The following is a 22,357-nucleotide window of genomic DNA, read 5'->3' as shown; positions in this document are numbered from 1 at the left end:
TCCTGCGGGCCGCGGTCTAGTTCGCGCGACGCGGCTTGCGCCTCTCGATGGCAATGTCGTCGAGGGGCGTCTCGGCCGGTGCCGGGGCATCCTGCCATCCGCCCCCTAAGGCCAGGAACAGCGTGACCTGCATGTCCGCCACGCGCGCACGCGCGTCGGCGAGCGCCGCATCGGACGCAATCAGGGTTCGCTCCGCATCGAGCGTGTCGATGAACTGACCGACTCCGCCTCGGTAAAGCCGTTCGGTATTCTGGGCGGCTTCGGCTGCCTGCGATCGCGCGCGCTGCAGGCTTTGCTCGGCGTCGAGTTGCCGGGCTAGATTGGACAGGGCGGTTTCGGTCTCACGTAGCGCGACGAGGACGGTGCCATCGAAGCTCGCGAGCTGGCCGCGCGCAACGGCGCCGGCGCGCGCGATGTCGGATCGCGCGGCGGAGATGTTGGGGAAGGACCAGTGGATCAGCGGCCCCGCGCCCCAGTTGAACGCACGGTTGCTCAAAAGGTCACTGCCCTTGTTGGCGGCGATCCCGAGTTGCCCGCCCAGCGTGATCGATGGATAGAGCTGGCTGGTCGCCAGGCCGATGCGTGCCACGGATCCCGCCAACCTGCGTTCGGCCTCCCGCACATCGGGGCGCCGCTTGAGCAGCGAGGCACCGTCACCCACCGGTATTGGGCGACGCAGCACCAAGGGCGTTGCGCAGCTCGCGACGCCGGCCGGCACCTGCTCGGGTGGATCCCCCACCAGGGTAGCGAGCAGGTAGAGCGCGGCGCGCTGGCGGGCGATGAGGCTCGGCAACCCGGCTTCGGTCTGGGCGAGAAGCGCGCGGGCGCGAACCACGTCGTTGACGCCGGCGATGCCGCCCTTGAACCGGCGCTGCGCGACGGAAACGATATTCTCCGCGAGCGCGATCGAGCGGTTCGTCACGGCGATCTGATCGCCCGCCGCGCAGACCGTCGCATAGCTTCCGGTGACCGCCGCGGCGACATTCACGCGCGCGAGGTCGAGCGCGGCCTGCGCGACACCGATGTCGGCGACGCTCGCCTGGATCCCGCGCCTGATCCGCCCGGCAAGATCGACATCGTAGCTTACCGCGGCGGACCATGCGTACAGGGGCGCCGGGCGGAGTGCGTTCGGGGCGCCACGAGCGTCCCCCGAACCCTGTCCGTAAGTGGCGCTCGACGCCAGTCCCGTCTGCACCGTGCGCGCAAGCTCCGTCCCTCGGAGCGCCGCTTCCGCTGCCTCAAGCGTCGCGAGCGCAGTGCGCAGGTCGGCATTGTAGCGCAGGGCCTTGTCGACCAGCGCATCGAGTTCCGGGGCAGCATAAAGACGCCACCAGGCGTTTGGCGGCTCCTCGACGGCAAAAGCAGGGCCTTTCGCTTCGATCAGGTGTGGCGGCGCGGACAGAGGGCGCATCGCGGAAGGCGCCCGATAGTCGGGACCGGCCGTACACGACGCGAGGGTGGCGATCGCGGCGGTCGTGGCGAGCGTTCGCTTCACGATCGTGTCGTACCTGCCGCTCGGGCGGCCGGGGGAGGGGGCGCAGTCACGAGGGCTGCGCCCCCATCTTGTTTGGAGGCGTCTGTCCTCCGTGCGTGTGCCGCTGGGAGAATGATGACGCTCGCCGTGCGACCCGCCACCATCTTCATGCCCGGCGGGACCGCATCGACAACGACGCGAACGGGGATGCGCTGGGCGAGGCGGATCCACGAGAATGTCGGATTGACGTTCGGCAGGGCGCCGTTCGAGGCACTATCCTCGCGGTCGGTGATCCCGGCCGCCATGCTCACGACGTGCCCCCATAACGGCCGGCTATCGCCAAGCAGCACGATTCGTGCGCGATCGCCAACATTCACCCGATGGAGCTTGTTCTCCTCGAAATAGCCGAGGATGTAGAGACTGTTGACGTCGAGTAGCGCAAAGTTTGGAACGCCGCTCGTGACATAGGCGCCAGGGCGCATCCTGAAGCCTGTAACATACCCATCGACCCGGGCGCGCACTTCGGAGCGTTCGAAATTGATCTGCGCGATGTGCCGGTCTGCCGCCGCCTGACGCAATGTCGCGCGCGCGACATCTGCAGCCGTCACGTGCTGGTCGCGCTCCTGACGGCTGACCAGATCCCCGAGCGCAACGTAGCGACGCTGCTCGCGAAGTGCATTGGCGAGCGTTGCATTGGCACGCGCGACGCTCGCATCGGCCTGCTCGAGCTGGGCAGCGAAACGCTCCTTGTCCACCACGAAAAGGACCGTGCCGCTTCGGACAAATTGATTGTCCTGCACCAGAACCTGCGTGACCAGACCCGATACGTCGGACGCCACCGGAACACTGTCTGCGCGGACTTTGCCGTCGCGTGTCCAGGGATCATCCTCATAGCGCTGCCAAACATAGACAAGCGCCGCCACGGCCGCCGCGACGAAAAGCAATGTCAGCAGCACACGGCCGATGTTGAGGACGATGCGCGTCATGTTGAGATCCCGATGATGGGCAGGCGGCCAGCAGCGGCGAGCAGGATGCAGAACATGGCTACTTCGACGAGCGGCCTGTTCCAGACGATCCGATAGAAGCCGAGCCGACTGAGCAGCAGTGACAGCACGAAGGTCGCGGTCATAGCCAGCACGCACGCTGCCACGATTGGCGAAATGACAATGCCGCCGATCATCAACTGGTTGCTCACGCAGCACCTGCCGCCGTGCTCGGCATCAGGGGCGACGGCGCGGTAAGCGCCAGCCGCAGGCCTATGAGTGCGGCGAGTGCTTCCGCGCGCGATGTGCTTTCCGGAAGCTCGATCGCCGCTGCCAGCGCAGCGTCGAGGTACGGAAGAATGGCCCGATGGTCAGGCGCGCCACGCTTCGCAAATTCCATTGCGATCGCGTCTCTCACCTCGGCGACTGCTTGCCGTATCGGGGGAAGATGGTCTTCCTGTGCGCGCAGGCGGAGCAGATTGGCCCCCGCGCGGAAGGGCGTCAGCATGTCTTCGCGCTGCAGCGGGTCGTCCGTCGGCATGCCGTCCACCACGGCGAAGTATAGCGACATCCGATCGACGCTGAGCGAAACGAAACGATCCGTCGTGGGGAGACGGTGGCGCCGGGCGACGTCGACGACATCATTGCGGAGGGCGCGGGCGAGCCTGCGCGCCTGAAAGCGAGCGCGGTCGAACTGGAAGAGGTGCAGGGCACCATAGCTGATCATGCATCCGGCCATCGAACCGAGCGCGAGCTCGAGTGTTGCCCCGAAGTCAGCAGCATAAGCGTTCTGCAGGCCGAGGGATGCGAACGCGTTGGCGAGGATCAACACCCCTGCCGGAGACATCGCTGCCAGCAGGCCGAATGGGATCATCGCCGCGGCCAGCACGATCAGGAGCAACGGGAAATCGGTGACGCGCGGCAGAATCGCGAATTGATAGAGAAGTGTCAACGCGTTCGCGATCGTGACCCAGAGAAGGATGCCGCGCGTCGATCGCAGCGCGTCCGGTGTGCCGAGGACAAACCCGAGCGTTATGCACACGAACACCATCGCGAAAATGGCGGCGGTCCAAGCCGTGAAGTACCAGAGAGCTGAACATAGGAAGAGCGCGAAGGCCAGCGGCAGGGTATCGGCCAGGCCCAGGACATAGTCGGTGCTCCAAGCCGGCCAGGCCGCGCGCGCTGCCCTGCGAAGCTCAGGATCCGGCCGGGTGCCGGTGATGACGGCAAACACGCTCTGTTCGAGCCTGCTATAGTGGCGGACGAGCTCCGACAATCGCAGCAATGCCGTGGCCTGAAGCAGCCGCCCGAAATCGGTGCCACCCATATTTTCCCGGCTGCTGGCAAGAAGCCTGTCGCTTAATTCGAGGCCTTGCGCCGCGTGGCCGAGAATTGCGCCGTTGTTGAGCGCCGGTCCTTCCAACATCCAGTCGCGAACCGCCTTTGGGTGAAGCTCGAATGCAGCCAGCCCGTTTGAGGTTCGGCGCGCCGCCTCGACCCAGAGGTTCGACGCGGCGAGATGGACGACCACGTGCGAGACCAACAGCCGCAGGAGCCGCATGTCACGACGACGCGGAGGGACTGGGACGATGTCGTACGGAAGCTGGATACCGGCCGCGGCAAGCAGCGTCAGCAGGCCCGCGAACTTATGAAAGCCGAGCCGTCGCGCTGCGCGTGCGTCCGTCGTCTGACATGCATCGGGGGACAACGCCGCGGCTGCCCAGGTGCTCGCCCGGACGTGCCAGTCGATTATCAGATGGCTGAAGCCCGGCATCGCCGAGCGCGGCAGCAGGACGCTGTCAATCAGACCTACAACTAGGATCGCGAGGCAGATCTCGAGCATCCGGTTCATCGCCATCATGAAGATCGTTCCGGGCAGCGGTGCCTGCGCGATCGCGAGAACGGCAATGGTGAGCGGCGCCACGAACCAGGTGTAGTTGGTCGGGGTTCGGTCGAGCGTCTTCGGGTAGAAGGTCACGAGGATGGCGAGGATGCTGGCGATCAACAATGCACCGACATGGCTCGCGAACAGGATGGCGAGCAGGATGGCGATCACTCCGCCCGCCAGGGTACCGAGCAATCGGAATATCGCCTTGGAACGAATGGCGCCGGCCTCGGGCTGGCCGATCAGCACATAGACGGTCAGCGCGGACCAGTAAGGATTTTCGAGGTTCTGACTGAAGCCGATCGCCAGCGCTACGGCGACGGCAAGTGCTGCCTTCGCCGAGAAGACATAGTCGTGTGTCGAGGGAACGCGAAGCGCCGCCCATGTACCGTGTGCACTGAGGATCGGTGCCGGTGATCCCCTGACAGACATCAGGCAGAACCCACGAGCATGACGCGCCCTGCGCAGATTTCATGGAACACCTTAACCATCAGCTTCTTGATCCATTCGGCGCCGCTGCCATGTGGAGGTTTTCCAATTTGGCTGCCGATGATGACGACCCGCATCTGCAAGCACTTGGTCCTGTTACTGCGACGGGTTTCCGTCGATCGGGGAGGTAACACGCCGTATCTGGATGCTGGGGTAAATTTGGGTGAATAAAGGGCGTTCGCAAAACTTCGCTAAGCGCTATTGAGGTGTGCCGTTTCCGATAGGCATTCGCCCCGGCGGGACATGCTGCCGCTTTCCTGGTTTCACGCCACACCAGCATCAATGAAGCGGTTTTCTTAGAACCTCCATGGTCATTTCCTTTTGCTGATCGAGAAAGCGTCGATGGCGCAGACGCGGGGCGCCATCCGGTCGACGCGGGGCGCGGCGACCGGGGAACGACAGGACATGCATTCGGATCGATCAGTCCGAAATGGGCAGGGGAGCGGCGGGATTGACGAGGCCTTGTTTGCGCAGTTCGCGCCAGAAGCCGACAGGAACGACTTCGCGTAGCGCCGCTCCGTCTTCGGCGATCCGCTCGGGGCGGCTGGCGCCGGGGATCACCGCGGCGACGGCCGGATTGGCGAGCGCGAACTGCAGGCCGGCGGCCTTCATGGAAATACCGTGGCGATCGGCGATCGCCTTGATCGCCGCGACCTTGGCAAGTATTGCGGGCGTAGCAGGCGCATATTCAAAATTGGGTCCGCCCACCAACGCACCGGAGCTGTAGGGACCTCCGACGACGATCCCCAAGCCCCGCTCCGCAACCGTCGGCATCACCCGTTGCAACGCCCGGTCATGGTCGAGCAACGAATAGCGTCCGGCGAGGAGGAAGCCGTCCGGCCGGGCCTCCTCGAGCGCCAACAGCAATTCGATCGGCTCTACGCGGTTCACGCCCAGGCCCCAGGCTTTGATCATGCCTTCGTCGCGCATCCGATCGAGCGCACGGAATGCGCCCTTGCGCGCTTCCTCGAACTTGCCGAGCCATTCGTCTCCATAGAAATCCTGAGCCACGTCATGGACCCAGACGATCTCGACATGATCCGTCTTGAGGCGCGTCAGACTGTCTTCGATGGAGCGATAGGTCGCGGCCTCTGAATAGTCGTTGACGACCTTGTTCGGGCGGCCGTGCTTGAACACTTCGCCCTTTTCGCCATTGTCACGCGGTGCGGAGTCGATCTCGTCGAGCACGATGCGTCCGACCTTGGTTGAAATCACATAGTCGTCGCGTGGCTTGCCGACGAGCGCCTGACCCATCCGGATCTCCGCCAGGCCGGCGCCATAAAATGGAGCATTGTCGTAATAGCGAATGCCATCCTTCCATGCCGCCTCGACGGTGGCCAGCGCCTCCTCTTCGGGAATGGCGCGGAACATGTTGCCCAACGGCGCTGCACCAAAACCCAGCCGGCTCTTGAGGATATGCTTGATGGCCATCTTCTTGCTCCTTGATCATTTCTCTCGCGATCCGTTCGGTCACCGTGCGGATCACCTGCTTGTGCGATGCTGGGTTCCAGAAGCCGTCGGCAGGTCACAGTCCATGCGGGCTGGATTCAGGCGGGCGTTCCAGACCGCAGGTCGGGAATCGTTGGGGAGCGAGCGACCACGCATACGGTTCCTGCCTGGGGCCACGAAGCAAGGGATCTTGCCCGCTCGATGTCGATCGACAAGATGAAAGTGGGAATGCCGAATTTGACTCTTTGACCTGCTCAGATGGTACAATCACTCATATAAGTACGACAGCATTGCCGATCCGATAGTAACTTGTGGTGAATTTTAGTAAGCCATGGTTTTATGCGTTGAAGGCGTCGGCCTTGGTGGCGCGATATACAAAAATGTACAAATTTTTACTTGCATCGAGGCTGGTCGGTGGCGGAGAAGGTTTGTGTCGCTTCTCGAGCGCGGATACGATCGGCCAATCCATCGGCGGATAGCTGCTCGACGATCGGCTGGGGCTATTCCGAAGGAGGGTGCAAATGCCGAACACACCCGAACCGTTCGAAATCGCCGTTGACCGGATCGAGGTAGCGGGCGGATCGATCTTCTACCGTGCGGCGGGTCATCCAGAGCGGCCAGTGGTGTTGCTGCTGCACGGCTTCCCCAGTTCGTCGCACCAGTTCCGGTCCCTGATGCCGCGCCTGGCCGATCGATACCGGGTGATCGCCCCGGATCTTCCCGGCTTCGGCTTCACCGAGGTATCCGACGGCTTCGCGTTCAGCTTCGACCGCATCGCGGAGACGATTGGCGCGTTTTGCGACGCGCTATGCCTGACCCGATATGCCCTGTACCTGTTCGATTACGGCGCGCCGGTGGGCTTCCGCCTCGCCCTGGAACGCCCGGATGCAATCAGCGCCATCGTCTCCCAGAACGGTAACGCTTATGAAGAGGGTATGAGCGACGGGTGGGCGCCGACGCGAGCCTATTGGGCGGACCCGTCACCGGCCAACCGCGATGCGATGCGCAGCATGCTCACGCTTGAGACTACGCAGTGGCAGTATACCCATGGCGCGCCCGATCCGGCCAAGGTCGCTCCCGAAGGCTATTGGCTCGATTCCGCGCTGTTGGCGCGGGCCGGGCAAGACGCGATCCAGTTGGACCTGATCGCCGATTATGCGAGCAACGTCGCGCTGTACCCGCGCATCCATGCGTATCTGCGCGACCGTCAGCCGCCGCTGCTCGCGGTCTGGGGGGCGAACGATCCGTTCTTCCTGCCGGCGGGCGCGAAAGCGTATCTGCGCGATCTGCCCGAGGCGGAGGTGCACCTGCTCGACGCGGGCCACTTTGCGCTCGAGACACATGCAGCCGAGATCGCGGATCACATGCGGGACTTCCTTCAGCGCCAGCTTCGTTAGACAGGTCCGGCCGCATCCGACGGTGAGAGGAACACCATGCACGAAAATGACGACGTTCAGAACAACGTGGCGGCAAGCCGATACGAGCTGGTGACCCCAAGGGGGATCGCCTTTTCAGAATATCGTCGCCACGACGACATCGTCGTCTTCACCCACACGGTCGTTCCCAAGGCCCTCGAGGGGCAGGGGATCGGCAGCCGCCTGATTGCCGGCGCGCTGGCCGACGTCCGCGCGCAGGGGTTGCGGCTGATCTCGCGCTGCCCATTCGTCAGCGCCTATCTGCAGCGGCATCCCGACGCGCGCGATCTTCTGGCCGAGCCCAGCACGACCTAGTCGATCGTGATGTTCCGGGAGTTGGCGAGCCGCCGCCACAGCCGTGCGTTGAACAGGCGGTGCGCCCTGTCCAACCACGCCGACCATCGCGATGTGCCGCGACGCTCATAGGCGATGTGCGCGGGGATAGCGAGTAACAGCTCCGTGCCGCCTTCCGAGGGGGACCGGATGTCGAGGGTGCCGCGCAGTTTCCTCGCCCGCTCCCGCATCCCTTGCAGACCGTAATGGCCGGCCTTCCGCCCCTCTTCGAGGATGGGGGACGGTATCCCTACGCCGTCGTCCAACAACCGGATGGTGAAAGGGCGGGCGAACCGAATGTCGATGTGCAATTGGTTTGCGTCGGCATGTTGGCGAACATTGGCGACGGCCTCGCCGGCGATACGGACGATTTCGTCGATCGTGCACGGCGCCAGAGGCCGCGGATTGCCGATGGCCTGGATGCGAACGCTCGTTGCGGGACCGAAGCTCTGGTCGGCGACGATGTCGGCCAGGATTTCGACGATGCCTTCGGGATCATGCTGCGTACGCAGGTCACGGACGCGGTCGCGGCCCTCCGATATCGCCCGGTCCGCGCGCGTCAGGGCATTTTCCAGCTTCGCGCGTTCCGGCGTGCCCTGCGGCAGATCATCCACGGCCACCTGTACATGCAGGGTGAGCGTCTGGACCGATTGCAACAGCGTGTCATGCAGCTCGCGGGCGATGCGTTCGCGCTCGCCCGTCCGCTCGGCCGTCCGCGCGCGGATGCGTTGGGAAACGGCCCGCAGCCGGAGCATGTACACAAGCCAGAGCAGCAGCAGCACCGCGAAACCGCAAAGGAGGCGGAACGGCCAGCTCTGGACAAAGGTGGGCGGGATTTCGAATTCCAGGGTCGCGCCCTGTTGGTTCCACACGCCGTCTTCGTTCGCTGCGATCAGGCGGAAGCGGTATCTGCCCGGTGCAAGGCCGGTGTAGAAGGCCTCGCGGCGCGTGCCCGCGTCTACCCAGCCATCGTCAATTCCCTCCAGCAGGTAGCGGAATTGCACGCGCGACGGCACCGAAACGCTCGTCGCGGTATAGGCGATCTGGAGGTTCGAGGTGCCTGCGGGCAGTCGTAGGAGCTCCCCGCCAACATAGGCGCGTGTCCCGGAAATCAGGCCTTTGATGATTACCGGTGGAGGTAAGCGATTCAAGAATAGCTGCTTCGGATCGATCCACGCGACCCCGACCCTGGTGAGGAACCATAGGCGTCCATCCGCGGCTTCGATCGCCGTTTGCGACCAGGAATCCTGCTGCGCCACGCCGGGCATACCGTCGTCGCGGTCGAACATGCGTGCCTTTATCGGGCGTTGCGGGTGCGCGAACGCGTCTTCAAGGTCGGCGCGCGCGATCTTGATTACGCCACTGGCGGCATTGAGCCAAAGGTCGCCGTCCGACGTCTCGGCAATCCCGGCAATCCGGCTCAGAAACGGATGAACGTCTGCCTTCAGGGTGATGAAGTTGCGGCCGTCGAACCGCGCTAATCCGAAGTCACCTCCCGCATAGACATGCTCTCCTCGAACGGCGATGACCACAACAATGCCCAGCGCGAGATCCTCGCGTGCGGAGAATACGCGCCGCGTGGATCCATCGATCATCTCGATCCGATGGCCTTCCGCGATCCAGACGCGCCCGGCATCGTCGCGAAGCATCTGCGTAGGCGCGTACCCCGGCGTGGCGAGCTGGGGTTGGCGCTTCCATCCGCTGCCCTCCCGGCAGAAGGCGCCTTCTGCCGACGATATGCAGATTTCGCCGTGACGTTCCTCCAGAAGCGCAAAGGGCGTCGGTCGCGACCAGGGCAACGGCACATCGCGCACGGCGGTTCCTGACCACACGCCCAGCGTTCGGTCCGTGCCGATCCAAGTGCGCCCTAGCGCGTCCGTGTGCAGGATCAACGGTCGCCGCGGAAGTCCAGCCAGCTTGCGAGCGGCGCGCCCGGGGGCGGCGAGGAACAACCCGTCGTTGGTGGAGACGTACATCGCACCTGCAGGCCCCGGCGCGATCCTGAAGCCGTTCCGCGAATCGGTGGGAAGCCCTGTCGCCACCACCGCGCTCGTTTCCCGGAACTGATCGAGGCCCAAGTTTGTCCCTACCCAAATATTGCCTTCCCGGTCCTCCAATATGGGGTTGGCGAGATTGGACGTCAGGCCGCGCTCGGCACCGAACTTCTCGCGCGGGCCCCGGGCGACGAGAGCGGCGCCAACCCGGCTCAGACCGAGGCGGAAAACCCCGCCGCTTCCATATGTCCCCCAGAGGCTGCTGCCGCGCCGGTCGAACAGCAAGCTTTCCGCGCGGGGATTGGCCGTCCTCGGCGGGAGCACCCATGTCGGCGGGGCGTCCTGCGCCCATGGCTCGATGCGCTGGAGACCGGGCCGCGCTCCGGTGCTCAGCCAAATCGCACCATCGGGCGCCTGCCTTACTTGCGGCCTCTCCGAAGCCGAGGCGGGCACGCGCGAGAATCGGGTGGCGCCGGGACGCAGCACCTCCAACTCTCCGCCCACCGCGACCCACACCGATCCGTCTGCCGCTGCGAGAACGCTGGTGGCCGCACCTGCCGGAATGCCCTGAGTGCGGCCGAGCATCTCCCATCGGCCGTACCTGAAACGTACGACGCCACCCCTGTTGTCCTCGCCCAGAACCGCCCAGACCACGCCTGCGCGGTCTTCAGCCAGTGCCAGCACGGCGACGGACGGTATCCCGAGATCGAAGGCTTTCAGGTGTCCTGCGCGCAGCCTTGCGACGGAGCCCGACGCGAGGCCAATCCACAGATCGCCATTGCGGGCTGCGAGCAGGGAGTTGACGTTGAGCGAGGGCAGGCGTTCGCCGTTCAGGGGGCGGAACTTCTCGAAGCGCGCGCCGTCGAATCGGTAGAGCCCGCTGCCAGTTCCCAGCCACAGATAGCCATCCTCCGACTGCGCGAGCGCCCAGATCTCGGGTGGTGCGCCTTCCCGTGCGGTCCAGGCGGTATGGCGTAGTTGTTGAAGGGTACGCTGTCCCGTCGCCGCGGGCGCCTCGCACGCGCCTAAGAACGACGCCAGCACTCCCCACATCCAATATTTCGCGCGGCACGGCATGCGGCATATTTCGTCCAAAGCGGGCCGGGTGTCACGAGGCAGCAGGGCAGCCGGTCATGTCGATCCCCCAAATGGGTGAAGCTAGCTGACCCGGGGGTAGGGTGCGCCACCGCCGCCATCGGCCTAGTCTTCGTGGCATCACAGCATCGTTCCGGCATGACTGGCACCCTGAATTGCACCCGCTGTGAGGGTGCGGAGCGATGCAAACGGGAGATCATCAGCATGTCGTCTGCCGCCTTACCGACGCTTGCGCCGCTGCCCTCCTACCAAGCACCCTTGGTGCGAGCGATCGAGCGGTGCTTCCGTTTCGGCCCCTTCGTTCTCAAGCCTGGCAGGCAGTTGCTGCTGAAGCATGATGCTCCCGTGAAGATCGGTGCCCGCGCACTCGACATTCTCACCATATTGGCCGAGCGTCCAGGAGAGGTCGTCAGCAAGCGCGAGTTGCGCGCGCGCACGTGGCCCGACACTTTCGTCGGTGACGGCAACCTCAAGGTTCATGTTGCGAGTCTGCGCAGAGTGTTGGGCGAAGGGGTCAAAGCGCCGCTCTACATCGCCACCGTTACCGGCCGCGGCTATCGCTTCATCGCAGACGTACAGAACTAAGCGTGCCGTAGCGTAGGTCAGCGATTGAAGAAGCCGCGTCTGATCGCAACAGTTACCGCATGGGTGCGGTCGTCCACCCTCAGCTTCGCGAAGATATTTTTGAGATGTGACTTGATCGTGTCCGGCGACAGATCAAGATTTCGCGCGATTTGCTTGTTGGGGTGTCCCTCGGCAACCATGCCGAGGATCGCCATCTCACGATCGGTGAGCTGTTCATCCAGTGCATGTTCGGCCACGGCGTGGCTGACCTCAGGGCTCATTGCGCGGCGGCCGGCATGTACGGTCCTGATCGCGTCCAGCAATTCGGTGCGCAGGCAACTCTTCAATAGATAGCCCGCGGCTCCGGCCCGGATCGCGCGCACCGCCTGTGCGTCCCCCGAGTAAGTGGTGAGCACCAGGATCCTGGCCCCGGGGCGCAGGTTCAGAATCCTGCCGATGGCATCGAGGCCGTCCAGGTCCGGCATTTGCAGGTCCATCAGCGTCACATCAGGCGTGAGCGCGCGGAACATCGCCACGCCCTCCACGCCATTCGCTGCCTCGCCTGCGATCTCCATGTCGGGTTGCCGAGCGATCAGCGCGGCCACACCGTCGCGGACCGTGGCGTGATCATCGACCGTCAGCACCCGTATCGTCACGTTTCCCCAATCTCCCGGTGGCGCCCTTCCATTCCCCGAAGTCGCGACCGTGGTATCTACTTCGGCTATACTAGCAATCTTGCAACGAATTTTCCACGGCTTACGGCGACACCGCTCCCGAAACGGGGGACTAAGTCCCTCCTGGCATCGGTTCTCCACGCGTGCGCTGCGCATCGCCAGCATTTAACCGCGCCTTACCATAGCTGACCAGAGCGCCGTAGGGATATGGCCTATACCCCTTGGGCGGACGGATCGTTCGTGCCGTGCGCTGCTGCCGACACAGGAGGACGATGCCGAAGGATGACCAAGTTGTTATCGCCCGTACCTCCTTAGTCTAACGTGCCTGCCGATGTTGGCGCATTCCTGATGGTTTCCCAAAGTCCGCGCCCCGGGTCAGAACCTGTTTCTTCGCGGCGATCGAAGACCATCTTCATGCCAGCGGGCGGGGAGAGCGCCAGAAGCCCATGGGAGGTAATCCTCGTGGCCCGGATGTGCCGATGCTTGGCCTCCTCTTCGCCAGGTTGTTCTTCGACGCCCCTTATCCGTCCGGAGTAAGACAATGACCGAGAGCATCTCCCCCCTGGTTTCTGAAGAGATCACTCTGTCGGTCGATCATGTGTCGGTCTTTGTCCGCGCCTGGCGCCCCGTTTCGTCACCGCGCGCGATCGTGGCGATCAGCCATGGGTTCAACGCGCATGGCGGCCTGTATACACGGGCTGCCGAGCAACTGGTTGCCGCGGGCTATGCGGTCTATGCCGTGGACCTGCGCGGGCGTGGTCGATCCAGCGGCCCGCGATTCACCATCACCCGGTTCGACGACTATGTGGCGGACATCGCGGCCATGATAGCGCTGGCGAGGCAACGCGATCAGGACCTGCCGTTGTACCTACTGGGACACAGTGCCGGTGGCGTGGCCGCTTGCCTCTACACGATCGACCACCCTTTCGGGTTGCAGGGCTTAATCTGTGAAAGCTTTGCCTTCCGGCTACCCGCGCCCGCCATAGCATTGGCATTGGTCAGGTTGCTCAGTCACGTTGCGCCTCGGGCCCCTGTACTGCGCTTGAAGAACGAAGACTTCTCCCGCGACCTCGAATGGATTGCCCATTTGAATGCCGATCCGCTGATCGCCGGCGAGACCCAGCCAGCAATTACCGTAGCGGCACTGATCCGCGCGGGAACGCGATTGGGTCGCGACTTCTCGCATGTGACGACGCCGATCCTTATCCTCCACGGTACCGCCGACCGAGCGACGCAGCCCAGCGGAAGTCAGCAACTCTATGAGATGGCCGGATCCAAGGATAAAACGCTGCGACTCTACGAGGGGGCTTATCATGATCTTCTATCGGACATCGGCAGAGATGCCGTCATGAGAGACATTCTGTCTTGGTTAGCGCAGCGCGTGCCTGCCGCCTAGCGCAGATTGACATTCACCGTAACCAGATCATCGGCGGTAGCGCTATCGAAAGGACGCATGGCCTGGGTCTCAGCCCACACTCTCGGTGCGATGTTGGACCAAATCAGCTTACGTGCGTACGTTGGCGCTGTGGAGATATCAGCGCGCTTCGCAGGCAAAGCCTAGTTCTGCAGCGGCCAAATCCTGCCCCCGCAACCAATTTAACTTGTCGCACCTCGGACGCAGCCGCTTCCGGGGTGTTTTTGCGTTTGGCCTCTTGCGAGATCAGCAGCATCGCCGCCAGTTCACCCGTCATGTCTACTTGCAGCCGGCCGTCGACCGGCGTCAGTACGATACGGTCGATCAGGCCGCGTGTGCCGCGCCTGAAGCACCACATCGGTGCCCTGCCGGCTCTGATCGACCACCCTCCGCAGCCTTTCCAACGATGCACCGCATCGCCGAAACCTTACACCAAATCGATATGGCAGCGTGTCCCATCTCCAATGGTCTCCGGCAAATTCGGCGCGGTTCATAAGGAGTCACTTTGGGCGCCACCTCAGCCTGCGGACCATTCGGTTCGTCCGGGTAGATCGCCTCAGTCTTGATCACAAGCGCTGCGGAATGCCGAAAACCCTGTGCCCTTCGTGCCGGTGAGACCTTCTAGCTGCCGCCCAGCGTATAGAACAGGATGCAGAGCGCGTTGCCGGCGAAACGCAGCACCGGCACCACCGCGAAACACAGGTACAGCGCCGTCACCGCCGATGCCGGTTGCTGGATGATTTCGACCGATCGGCGAGTGATCATCCGGTTGGTTTGCCCGCGGAGAGCTGCGCATACGTACGTATTAGCGTCTTACCCGCAGGTCTTGCTCTAGGGGGTGGGCATGGCAGTGACAGACTTGGCCGATGACGGGCGCCCCCTGGTCGTGCAGCCGGGCGCCGATGCAGCCGCGCGCTATCGCGTCATCGTCTACGAGAGCACTCAGTCGTGGGGCGCAAGAGCACCGGTCTGAAGTACGATCGCAGCCCGGACCTTGAACTTCTGGAGAACGCAATCGCAATGCCCACGCTCGACCTTAGCAATGTCTCGAAGCGCTACGGCCGCAAGACCGTGCTGGCGGAGGTGAACCTGCAGCTCTCGAAGGGGCTGAGCCTGCTCGTCGGCCCCAGCGGTGCGGGCAAGTCCACCCTGCTGCGGCTGATCGCCACCGCGGAGCGACCGACTAGCGGAACGCTAGTGTGGAACGGCGCGGCGCTCCCGGCTGCGCGCAAATCCTTGCGGCGAAGCCTAGGATATGCCCCGCAGGCGGTCGACCTGCCCGAGGATCTCACCGCGCTGGAATTCGCGTTGCACATGGCTGCGCTGAAGGAACTCGACCGCGGAGCGAGCGAGGCACAGGCGCGCTTTCTCGCCGACGCCCTGGGCCTTGGTGACGATCTGGAGCGGCGGATCTCGACGTATTCCGGCGGCATGCGCCGGCGGCTGATCCTGTTGCAGGCGATTCTCGGCGATCCGCAGTTGCTCGCCCTGGACGAGCCGACTGCGGAACTCGATTCCGCCAGCATCGCGCGTGTGGTGGCGCTGATCCGCGAGCGCGCCTCCACGGCGATCGTGGTCATGACGACCCATCTGGAACATGCTCTGGCGGGCACGGCGCAAACGAGCTTCCATGTCGAGCAGGGAGAGGTTCGCCCGCTATGACGGCGCTGGGTGCACTATGGGCCTGCTGCGCCGACGATCTGCGGCGCTACCGGCGAAGCCGCGGGCTGTGGTTGATCCATCGGCGCGCGCTTCCTGGTGGACGGCAGCACGATCCACATCGCCCTTGAGGACCATTTGCTCGTGATGGATTGGGGCGCGGTCGGACTTACCCTCGGGGTCGTCGTGTCCACCATGCTGCTGCCCGTCGGGTTCCTCTATTTGCGGTCCAGCGTCACCCGGCGCAGGCCCTGGCAGGTGGAGGATGTGGCACCCGCGCCGCGCGCTACGATGGTGCTCGGCCATTTTCTTGCGGATGGCGTCGTTCTTCTGGGCGCGCTTGCGGTCGCTACGGTCGCCGGATGCGTGCTCGCCTGGCGGATGGGGCAGGGGCCCGTCGCCGTCCCGTTGCTCGTCGGCGCAACCTGGGTGATAGCCGCGTCCAGCCTGCTTTGCATGGTGGCCGTGCGGCACCTGTTGAACGCGGCGCCGATCACGCGCGGCGCGTTGGGCGATGTGGCGGCGTTCCTGTGCTGGATCGCCATGCTGTCGCTGCCCGTCGCGGTCGGCCACCGCCCGTCGAGCTTCCCGGTCAACATGCGGGATCCCGCCGGTTACACGCGTCCGATCGTCGGCAACGCGCCCGTCCTAGCCCGGGAGTTTTCGATCGGTGGCGGCCCGGTTCGCTCCGGTCGGGTGGCGCTTGATACGAACCGGGGGCTCGCTGCGGACGGCTTTCTGCTTTCGCGGCTGGCCTGGCTGGGTATTGCGCTCGCGGTGGCACTCCTCGCGAGCGCGATCGATCGGCCGATGGGCATCGCCTCGACGCGGGAGCGGGCGTGGCACCGATGGCAGCCGCGCTTGCGTTTCGGTGTTCGGAAGGCGAGCGATTTGCCCGCCACCCGCGTGCGCGCGCCATGGGTTTGGCAGGGCATCGATCAGTTCCTCCTCATCGGCCAGGGCGGCGGGTTCCTCGTCCTGGCGATCGCGGCAGCGCTGCTGGGGCTTGTGGGCGCCTATCGCCATATCGGCAGCCCGGCCGCGTTGCTGCTGCTGGTCTTTGCGCTGAGCGCGCAAGCCGGCCGGAACGAGGGGCGGGGCCTCGCCGCGTTGGCGGCGACGACGCCCACATCGGCGTCCTACCGGCGCGCTGCCTTCGTGGTGGCGGGCACGATCTGGTCGTTGCTGATGGCTGTGCCGGCAACGTTGCGGGCGGGGTCGTTCGAACCGCTATTGCTCGCGGGCGGAGTGGGTGCGACCACGGCATTTCTCGCCATGGCCGTCGCCGCCTTCACCGGCTCGGCGTTCGCGCCGCGCATGCTCCTGCTCTTCGGGTGGTACGCCTATTTCGCCACCTGATTCGACGTGCGGAAATCAGCCCAAGGCTATTGCGCCCAGCATCTCCTACAACGCCCGGGGAGGCGGCTGTAGCCGGATCCCCTGCGCGTGGCTGGGCCAGAACGCTTCGGGCACATCACGTTCCGCGGCCGGGCGACAAATGTGCGACGCCCGCCGCGTACCGGCACGATTCCGGCCGGAGGGGCGAACCTCGGTATAGGGTATAACCCTACCGCGTAGAATGGCCGTCATCCTCCTGATTTGCGAGGTTTTTGCCAGAACAAGCGGGAGCCGATCGCATGGACGCATCACCCCTGGCGACGGTTGTGCCGGCGCTTAAGGAACTGCCTGCCTTCACCGAAAGTCAACAGGTTCGCGTGCTGGAGCGCGCGCCGATCGGCCATTATCGCGTGCCGATCTATCTTCGCGGCCATGTCGGCACCGTCGAGCGGGTGATCGAACCCGCGATGATCGACAATGAAGAAGAAGGCTATGGCCGCAACGCCGGCAACAAGCTGCACTATTACCGCGTGTCGTTCCGCATGACCGAAGTCTGGACCGACTATGACGGTTCGCCGCGCGACGAACTCCACATCGAAATCTTCGAAACCTGGCTGGAGCTGGCCTGATGGCACAAGATCACGACCACGATCACGGGCATGACCACGACCATGACGACCATGCCCCGATCACCGCCGACGCCGCCCCCGGCTATTACGAGGTGATGGAGACGGCAGTGCGCGAGATCCTGATCGCGAAGGGCTATCTCACCGCCAACGACATTCGCCACCAGATCGAGGTGCTGGACAGCCGCACGCCCGCGCTGGGCGCAGCGGTGGTGGCACGCGCCTGGACCGATCCCGCCTTCAAGGCGCGGCTGCTCGAAAACGGGCGCACCGCCTGCGAGGAGCTGGGGATCAGCTTCTACGACGATACCCAGCTGATCGTGCTGGAGAACACCACCGAGGTGCACAACCTGATCGTGTGCACGCTCTGCTCCTGCTATCCGCGCCCGGTGTTGGGCCTGCCGCCCGACTGGTACAAGCTCAAGCCCTATCGCGCCCGCGCGGTGAGCGAGCCGCGCAAGGTGCTCGCCGAATTCGGCACGATCCTTCCCGACGATGTCGAGATCCGGGTCAGCGATTCCACCGCGGTCATCCGCTACCTCGTCCTGCCGCGCCGCCCCGAGGGGACCGAAGGCTGGTCCGAGGCGCAGCTGGCCGCGATCGTCACCCGCGACGCGATGATCGGCGTGATCCCCGTAACGCTCGAGAAGGAGGCCGCTTGATGCCCACCCAGGATTTCGTCAGCCGCCTGCCGAACGACATCGGCGGGTTCGAGGCCGGTTCGGTGCAGCGCGTCGAGCATGTGCTGGAGCCGTGGGAAAAGCGCTGCCACGCGCTGGCCGACGTGCTCGACTTCAAGAAGCTGATCAACACCGAGGAGAAGCGCAAGGGTGTGGAAGCACTCGGCGAGACGCTGATCGGCAAGCTGCCCTATTACGAACGCTGGATCGTCGCCTTTGCGAACATCAGTTTCACCAAGGGCTTCTTCACGCCCACCGAGCTGGCCGAGAAGATGGCCGAGGTGGAGGCGCGGTTCGCGGCGCAGCAGGCGGACTGACATGGCCGCACAGCCCACCTGCTTTCACGAGGCCGATCCCAGGTTGGCGCTATGGCGCCGCGCCGGCATGGAGGGAACCGGTACCTTCTTCCTGATGCTTGCCGCAGGCGGGGGCGGGATCGCCGCTGCGCGAGCCTTCGCGGCGGTGCCGGGCATGATCCTGCCGATCACCGCGACCGTGATCGCTTCGGCGCTGGTGGCGCTGATCGTGGCGCTCGGCAGCGTCTCGGGCGGCCATTACAATCCCCTGATCACCATGCTGCAATGGCTGGCCGGGGAGCGCTCGCGCGGGTGCGCCATCGCCTATGTGCTGGCGCAGTTCGCTGGCGGGCTTGCCGGCGGGACCGCCGCGGCGCTGCTCTGGAGCGCGCCGGTCGGCGGGGCCGGGGGCTTCGGCTGGGACGGTATTGCCAGCGAGCTCGTGGCCAGCGCCGGACTGATGCTGGTAGTGTTCGGCTGCATGCGCAGCAAGCGGGTGGAGACCGGACCCTTCGCGGTCGGCGCCTGGCTGATCGCCGCCGTCATCGCGCTGCCGACCACCTCCTTCGCCAATCCGGCAATCGTCCTCGGAGCGGCGGTCTCCGCAGGTCCGGTTGCATTGGGAGGGGCATCGCTGGCGCCTTATATTGGCGCCGAGATCGTCGGCGCGCTGCTCGCACTGCTTCTCATTTTGCTGCTGTTCCCCAGGGGAGCCGACGCGTGATCGCACCTGCGACGTCGGCGCCTGCGGCAAGCGCCCGCTTCCGTCGCCACCTCGCCTGGGTCTATGCGGTTCTCGCGGTCCTGAACCTCGGCGGATGGGCCGCCGCGCTGCTTTTCTTCCACGACCAGCCGGCGACGCTCGGCATTGCGGTGGTCGTATACGGCCTGGGCCTGCGCCACGCGGTGGATGCCGACCACATCGCCGCGATCGACAATGTCACACGCAAGCTGATGCAGGAGCGCCAGGAACCGGTGTCGGTGGGCTTCTGGTTCGCTATCGGCCATTCGCTCGTCGTGATCCTCGTTACCGCCCTGGTGGTTCTCGCTACGTCGAGACTGCAGGTGTTTGCCGCGTTGCAGGAAACCGGAGGCACGATCAGCACCTGTGTCTCGGCCGCGTTTCTGCTCGCCGTCGCCGCGATGAACTTCGTCATCTTGCGCACGATCGTCCGCGCCCTGCGCCGCGTTCGAGCGGGAGACGCGATCGATGACGGGGAACTCGATCTGTTGTTCGCCGGCACAGTAACGCTATCCCGTCTGTTCCGCCCGTTGTTCAGCTTGATTTCCCGACCCTGGCAGATGGCGCCGCTGGGGTTCCTGTTCGGCCTGAGCTTCGACACCGCGACGGAGGTGACGCTCTTCGGGCTGTCCGCCACCCAAGCCTCGCACGGTGTGTCGCCATTGGCCGCGCTGATCTTTCCCGTGCTGTTCGCGGCGGGGATGTCGCTGCTCGATACCACCGACGGGGTCCTGATGGTCGGCGCCTATCGCTGGGCGTTCGTGAAGCCGGTGCGCAAGCTCTACTACAATATGACGATCACGCTGATGTCGATTGCCGTCGCCCTCTTCATCGGCGGTGTGGAAATCATCGCGCTGGTCGTCCGCCGCATTCATCTCGAAGGCGTGTCGGCCCAGATCGCCACCGCGCTGAACGAGAACTTCAATGCGCTGGGCTTCGCGATCATCGCTGCCTTTGCGCTTGCGTGGCTGCTATCCTATTGCCTCTTCCGATGCACCGAGGCACCGGCCCGCGCACCGGCCGAGTGCTAACGCCCGGCAGGCTGGAAATTCCGCGGCGCACGAGTGTCGAAGTAGCGCGCGGGCGCCATCCTTCGCCGCCCTGAGGTGCTTTTCGTCAATCCTGGCCTATAGGTCTGGCGAAACCCGATGATAATTCCGGGCCCCCAGAATTGTTGGTTACGGATGCCCTATGGATCGGTTGGAGATGTTGCGGACGTTCATCGCGGTTGCCGACAGGGGCAGCTTCGCAGAGGCCGCGCGCAGCCTGAACATGACCCCCTCGACCGCGACCCGCGCCATCAAGGATCTGGAAGAGTCGCTGGGCCTCACCCTATTGATGCGTACGACCCGTTCAGTGCGGCTGACCGAAGCCGGTGAGGGCTATATCGCCCGCTGCCGCGCCGCGCTGGCGGAGCTGGACGCAGCGGAACGGGACGTGCGCGGCGTCGGTGCCAAGCCGCACGGCACGCTGGTCGTCACCGCGCCGATGGTGTTCGGCCGGCTCCACATCGTGCCGGTGATCGACGCGGTGATCCGCGCCAATCCCGACCTCAACATCCGCCTGCTGCTGCTCGATCGCGTGGTGCGGATGGTGGAGGAGGGGATCGACGTCGCCGTGCGCATCGCCGACCTCTCGGACAGCGCCTTCCACGCCGTGCGCGTCGGCGAGATCCGCAAGGTGGTTATCGCGAGTCCGGCCTACCTCGCCGCGCATGGCGAGCCTAGCAGCGTCCCCGAGCTGGCCGCGCACCGGCTGATCCATTTCGACGGGCTGGCTGGGCCGCCGGGGGAATGGCGCTTCGGCGCGTCAGGGCGGCCTGCACACCGGCTGGAACCGCGGTTGATCGTCAACACTGCGGATGCTGCCATCAAGGCGGCATGCCTGGGGATGGGGATCACGCGTGCGCTCTCCTATCAGGTAGCGGACGATATCGCCGCGGGGCGATTGAAGCCGCTGCTGATCGACCAGGAACCGCCACCCGTGCCGGTGCACCTGCTGTTCCAGGGCCAGCGATCCGCGTCTCCCAACCTCCGCGTGTTCATCGACGCGGCGAAGCAGTATTTCCGTGGCGCCACTCTCGGCTGAGCCGGGGCGGGTGGGTGCGCGGGCCTGTGGAGGTACCAGCCCGCGCACCTGGTTCATGCCGCCGCCCGATCGTGGAACGGATAGTCGGTGTAGCCGCGGGCATCCCCGCCATAGAAGGTCGCTCGGTCATAGGCGTTGAGCGGCAGGCCCAGCCGCAGTCGCTCCGGCAGATCGGGATTGGCGATGAACGCTCGTCCGAAGGCTACCGCATCGGCATCCCCTGCCGCGAGCAGGGCTTCTGCGCTGGCACCGTCAAACCCGCCTGCTGCGATCAACGTGCCGCGGAACAAGGGGCGAAGGTGACGCACCGCAACCGGTTCGGCTTCGGCGATGAGTTCCGTGCCCTTGATGCGCGGCTCGACGACGTGGAGATAGGCGATGCTCAGCGCATCCAGCTTCCGCGCGACATAGCCGAACGTCGCCTGCGGATCGCTGTCGAACATCGATCCATAGGTGCCGCTCGGGCTCAGCCGCACGCCGACGCGATCGGCACCGAACGCGTCGATCGCGGCCTGCGTCGCCTTGAGCAGGAAGCGTGCGCGGTTTTCTACCGGGCCGCCATAGTCGTCGGTGCGCCGGTTGGTGCCGTCCTGGAGGAATTGATCGGGCAGATAGCCATTGGCGCCATGGATCTCGACGCCGTCGAAGCCGGCGGCTCGGGCCCGCGCCGCGCCCGCACCGAATTCGGCGATGATCGCCGGGATTTCGTCCCGCTCCAGCGCACGCGGCATGCTGAACGGGACCGGGCCGTGCGTGGCATAGCCATAGCCCTCGGCCGCGATAGCTGAGGGCGCGACCGGGGCCGCACCGTCTGGCTGGATATCCGGGTGCGATTGCCGGCCGACATGCCAGAGCTGCAGCACGATCTGCCCGCCCTTGGCATGGACGGCGTCGGTCACCGCCCGCCAGCCCTCGATCTGGGCATCGTCATAGATCCCCGGCGCCCCGGCATAGCCATAGCCCTGGCGCGAGATCGGCGTCGCCTCGGAGACGATCAGCCCACCCGCGGAGGCGCGCTGGGTGTAATAGTCGCGCATCAGCGCGCTGGGGCGATCGCCGGGATCCGCGCGCATCCGGGTGAGCGGCGCCATCACCACGCGGTGTCCGAGCGTCAGGGCGCCGGCGGTGACCGGCGTGAACAAGTTGGGCATGGGACTTT

General features: G+C 65.0%; 23 protein-coding genes. 13 read left to right on the top strand and 10 right to left on the bottom strand.

Features of this window, described 5'->3' with window-relative positions; genetic code table 11:
• Window positions 1-16: 16 nt before the first annotated feature.
• The 6 genes from ABIC35_RS07440 to ABIC35_RS07415 form a co-directional block, all read right to left on the bottom strand.
• A complete protein-coding gene (locus tag ABIC35_RS07440; protein ID WP_183049416.1) occupies window positions 17-1,495 on the bottom strand; it encodes an efflux transporter outer membrane subunit in 1,479 nt (492 codons plus the stop codon).
• Entirely contained in the window at window positions 1,492-2,460 is a 969-nt protein-coding gene (locus ABIC35_RS07435) for an efflux RND transporter periplasmic adaptor subunit (protein ID WP_121079490.1), read from the bottom strand. Before ABIC35_RS07435 ends, ABIC35_RS07440 begins: the two co-directional genes overlap by 4 nt.
• Window positions 2,457-2,669: a DUF1656 domain-containing protein gene (locus ABIC35_RS07430; RefSeq protein ID WP_220667364.1), complete on the bottom strand. Its 213-nt coding sequence runs from the start codon at window positions 2,667-2,669 to the stop codon at window positions 2,457-2,459. The genes ABIC35_RS07435 and ABIC35_RS07430 overlap by 4 nt, the downstream gene beginning before the upstream one ends.
• A complete protein-coding gene (locus ABIC35_RS07425) occupies window positions 2,666-4,774 on the bottom strand; it encodes an FUSC family protein (RefSeq protein ID WP_121077984.1) in 2,109 nt (702 codons plus the stop codon). The genes ABIC35_RS07430 and ABIC35_RS07425 overlap by 4 nt, the downstream gene beginning before the upstream one ends.
• A complete protein-coding gene (locus ABIC35_RS07420) occupies window positions 4,774-4,914 on the bottom strand; it encodes a hypothetical protein (protein WP_183049415.1) in 141 nt (46 codons plus the stop codon). Before ABIC35_RS07420 ends, ABIC35_RS07425 begins: the two co-directional genes overlap by 1 nt.
• A 337-nt stretch (window positions 4,915-5,251) precedes the next feature.
• Entirely contained in the window at window positions 5,252-6,262 is a 1,011-nt protein-coding gene (locus ABIC35_RS07415) for an aldo/keto reductase (protein WP_121077982.1), read from the bottom strand.
• Window positions 6,263-6,900: 638 nt separating this feature from the next.
• Here ABIC35_RS07415 and ABIC35_RS07410 point away from each other — a divergent pair.
• Together ABIC35_RS07410 and ABIC35_RS07405 are read left to right on the top strand one after the other, a co-directional pair.
• Window positions 6,901-7,677 (top strand): alpha/beta fold hydrolase, encoded by a 777-nt coding sequence (locus ABIC35_RS07410; RefSeq protein WP_354278374.1) that lies wholly within the window; start codon window positions 6,901-6,903, stop codon window positions 7,675-7,677.
• Between the two features lie 36 nt (window positions 7,678-7,713).
• On the top strand, window positions 7,714-8,010 hold the full coding sequence (locus tag ABIC35_RS07405; RefSeq protein WP_121077978.1) for a GNAT family N-acetyltransferase: 297 nt from the start codon (window positions 7,714-7,716) through the stop codon (window positions 8,008-8,010).
• Here ABIC35_RS07405 and ABIC35_RS07400 read toward each other — a convergent pair.
• Window positions 8,007-11,066 carry a sensor histidine kinase gene (locus ABIC35_RS07400; protein WP_183049414.1) on the bottom strand — a complete coding sequence of 1,020 codons (3,060 nt, stop codon included), beginning with the start codon at window positions 11,064-11,066 and terminating at the stop codon, window positions 8,007-8,009. The two genes, ABIC35_RS07405 and ABIC35_RS07400, sit on opposite strands and share 4 nt — an antisense overlap.
• Before the next feature lie 255 nt (window positions 11,067-11,321).
• Here ABIC35_RS07400 and ABIC35_RS07395 point away from each other — a divergent pair, with 255 nt between their 5' ends.
• Window positions 11,322-11,702, top strand: a complete 381-nt coding sequence (locus ABIC35_RS07395; RefSeq protein ID WP_121079487.1) for a winged helix-turn-helix domain-containing protein — start codon at window positions 11,322-11,324, stop codon at window positions 11,700-11,702.
• 17 nt (window positions 11,703-11,719) lie between these two features.
• Here ABIC35_RS07395 and ABIC35_RS07390 read toward each other — a convergent pair whose 3' ends face one another.
• A complete protein-coding gene (locus ABIC35_RS07390) occupies window positions 11,720-12,337 on the bottom strand; it encodes a response regulator (RefSeq protein ID WP_354278373.1) in 618 nt (205 codons plus the stop codon).
• A 559-nt stretch (window positions 12,338-12,896) separates the two neighbouring features.
• On the opposite strand from ABIC35_RS07390, the gene ABIC35_RS07385 reads away from it, so the two are divergent.
• A complete protein-coding gene (locus ABIC35_RS07385; protein ID WP_121077974.1) occupies window positions 12,897-13,751 on the top strand; it encodes an alpha/beta hydrolase in 855 nt (284 codons plus the stop codon).
• A gap of 639 nt (window positions 13,752-14,390) precedes the next feature.
• Here ABIC35_RS07385 and ABIC35_RS07380 read toward each other — a convergent pair.
• On the bottom strand, window positions 14,391-14,534 hold the full coding sequence (locus ABIC35_RS07380; protein WP_183049413.1) for a hypothetical protein: 144 nt from the start codon (window positions 14,532-14,534) through the stop codon (window positions 14,391-14,393).
• A gap of 79 nt (window positions 14,535-14,613) precedes the next feature.
• Between ABIC35_RS07380 and ABIC35_RS07375 the strand changes: the two genes are divergently transcribed.
• The 9 genes from ABIC35_RS07375 to ABIC35_RS07335 all read left to right on the top strand — a co-directional run bounded on the left by ABIC35_RS07375 (window position 14,614) and on the right by ABIC35_RS07335 (window position 21,198).
• A complete protein-coding gene (locus ABIC35_RS07375) occupies window positions 14,614-14,742 on the top strand; it encodes a hypothetical protein (protein WP_354278372.1) in 129 nt (42 codons plus the stop codon).
• Complete coding sequence (locus tag ABIC35_RS07370; RefSeq protein WP_354278371.1) at window positions 14,718-15,431, top strand: ATP-binding cassette domain-containing protein; 714 nt, start codon at window positions 14,718-14,720, stop codon at window positions 15,429-15,431. The genes ABIC35_RS07375 and ABIC35_RS07370 overlap by 25 nt, the downstream gene beginning before the upstream one ends.
• A 96-nt stretch (window positions 15,432-15,527) precedes the next feature.
• Complete coding sequence (locus ABIC35_RS07365; RefSeq protein ID WP_121077971.1) at window positions 15,528-16,787, top strand: hypothetical protein; 1,260 nt, start codon at window positions 15,528-15,530, stop codon at window positions 16,785-16,787.
• Window positions 16,788-17,065: 278 nt separating this feature from the next.
• Window positions 17,066-17,395: an SH3-like domain-containing protein gene (locus ABIC35_RS07360; protein ID WP_121077969.1), complete on the top strand. Its 330-nt coding sequence runs from the start codon at window positions 17,066-17,068 to the stop codon at window positions 17,393-17,395.
• Window positions 17,395-18,054: a nitrile hydratase subunit alpha gene (gene nthA, locus ABIC35_RS07355; RefSeq protein ID WP_121077967.1), complete on the top strand. Its 660-nt coding sequence runs from the start codon at window positions 17,395-17,397 to the stop codon at window positions 18,052-18,054. The genes ABIC35_RS07360 and nthA overlap by 1 nt, the downstream gene beginning before the upstream one ends.
• Entirely contained in the window at window positions 18,054-18,389 is a 336-nt protein-coding gene (locus ABIC35_RS07350) for an SH3-like domain-containing protein (RefSeq protein WP_220667363.1), read from the top strand. Before nthA ends, ABIC35_RS07350 begins: the two co-directional genes overlap by 1 nt.
• A 1-nt stretch (window position 18,390) precedes the next feature.
• Window positions 18,391-19,092: an aquaporin gene (locus ABIC35_RS07345; RefSeq protein WP_121077964.1), complete on the top strand. Its 702-nt coding sequence runs from the start codon at window positions 18,391-18,393 to the stop codon at window positions 19,090-19,092.
• On the top strand, window positions 19,089-20,141 hold the full coding sequence (locus tag ABIC35_RS07340; RefSeq protein ID WP_354278370.1) for a HoxN/HupN/NixA family nickel/cobalt transporter: 1,053 nt from the start codon (window positions 19,089-19,091) through the stop codon (window positions 20,139-20,141). The genes ABIC35_RS07345 and ABIC35_RS07340 overlap by 4 nt, the downstream gene beginning before the upstream one ends.
• 175 nt (window positions 20,142-20,316) lie before the next feature.
• Window positions 20,317-21,198 (top strand): LysR family transcriptional regulator, encoded by an 882-nt coding sequence (locus ABIC35_RS07335; RefSeq protein ID WP_354278369.1) that lies wholly within the window; start codon window positions 20,317-20,319, stop codon window positions 21,196-21,198.
• A gap of 53 nt (window positions 21,199-21,251) precedes the next feature.
• Here the strand turns inward: ABIC35_RS07335 and ABIC35_RS07330 are convergent, their stop codons facing one another.
• Window positions 21,252-22,349: an alkene reductase gene (locus ABIC35_RS07330; protein WP_121077960.1), complete on the bottom strand. Its 1,098-nt coding sequence runs from the start codon at window positions 22,347-22,349 to the stop codon at window positions 21,252-21,254.
• Between the last annotated feature and the right edge of the window lie 8 nt (window positions 22,350-22,357).

Source organism: Sphingomonas trueperi, from assembly GCF_040545965.1.
Lineage (GTDB): Bacteria > Pseudomonadota > Alphaproteobacteria > Sphingomonadales > Sphingomonadaceae > Sphingomonas > Sphingomonas trueperi_C.
This window is presented reverse-complemented; position numbering and strand designations above follow the sequence as displayed.

Excerpts from the sequence above, each read along its gene's own strand:
- ABIC35_RS07435 (WP_121079490.1), bottom strand. The coding sequence starts at position 2,460 with ATGACGCGCATCGTCCTCAACATCGGCCGTGTGCTGCTGACATTGCTT.
- ABIC35_RS07425 (WP_121077984.1), bottom strand. The coding sequence starts at position 4,774 with ATGTCTGTCAGGGGATCACCGGCACCGATCCTCAGTGCACACGGTACA.
- ABIC35_RS07415 (WP_121077982.1), bottom strand. The coding sequence starts at position 6,262 with ATGGCCATCAAGCATATCCTCAAGAGCCGGCTGGGTTTTGGTGCAGCG.
- ABIC35_RS07405 (WP_121077978.1), top strand. The coding sequence starts at position 7,714 with ATGCACGAAAATGACGACGTTCAGAACAACGTGGCGGCAAGCCGATAC.
- ABIC35_RS07395 (WP_121079487.1), top strand. The coding sequence starts at position 11,322 with ATGTCGTCTGCCGCCTTACCGACGCTTGCGCCGCTGCCCTCCTACCAA.
- ABIC35_RS07385 (WP_121077974.1), top strand. The coding sequence starts at position 12,897 with ATGACCGAGAGCATCTCCCCCCTGGTTTCTGAAGAGATCACTCTGTCG.
- ABIC35_RS07380 (WP_183049413.1), bottom strand. The coding sequence starts at position 14,534 with ATGATCACTCGCCGATCGGTCGAAATCATCCAGCAACCGGCATCGGCG.
- ABIC35_RS07375 (WP_354278372.1), top strand. The coding sequence starts at position 14,614 with ATGGCAGTGACAGACTTGGCCGATGACGGGCGCCCCCTGGTCGTGCAG.
- ABIC35_RS07360 (WP_121077969.1), top strand. The coding sequence starts at position 17,066 with ATGGACGCATCACCCCTGGCGACGGTTGTGCCGGCGCTTAAGGAACTG.
- nthA (WP_121077967.1), top strand. The coding sequence starts at position 17,395 with ATGGCACAAGATCACGACCACGATCACGGGCATGACCACGACCATGAC.
- ABIC35_RS07350 (WP_220667363.1), top strand. The coding sequence starts at position 18,054 with ATGCCCACCCAGGATTTCGTCAGCCGCCTGCCGAACGACATCGGCGGG.
- ABIC35_RS07345 (WP_121077964.1), top strand. The coding sequence starts at position 18,391 with ATGGCCGCACAGCCCACCTGCTTTCACGAGGCCGATCCCAGGTTGGCG.
- ABIC35_RS07335 (WP_354278369.1), top strand. The coding sequence starts at position 20,317 with ATGTTGCGGACGTTCATCGCGGTTGCCGACAGGGGCAGCTTCGCAGAG.
- ABIC35_RS07330 (WP_121077960.1), bottom strand. The coding sequence starts at position 22,349 with ATGCCCAACTTGTTCACGCCGGTCACCGCCGGCGCCCTGACGCTCGGA.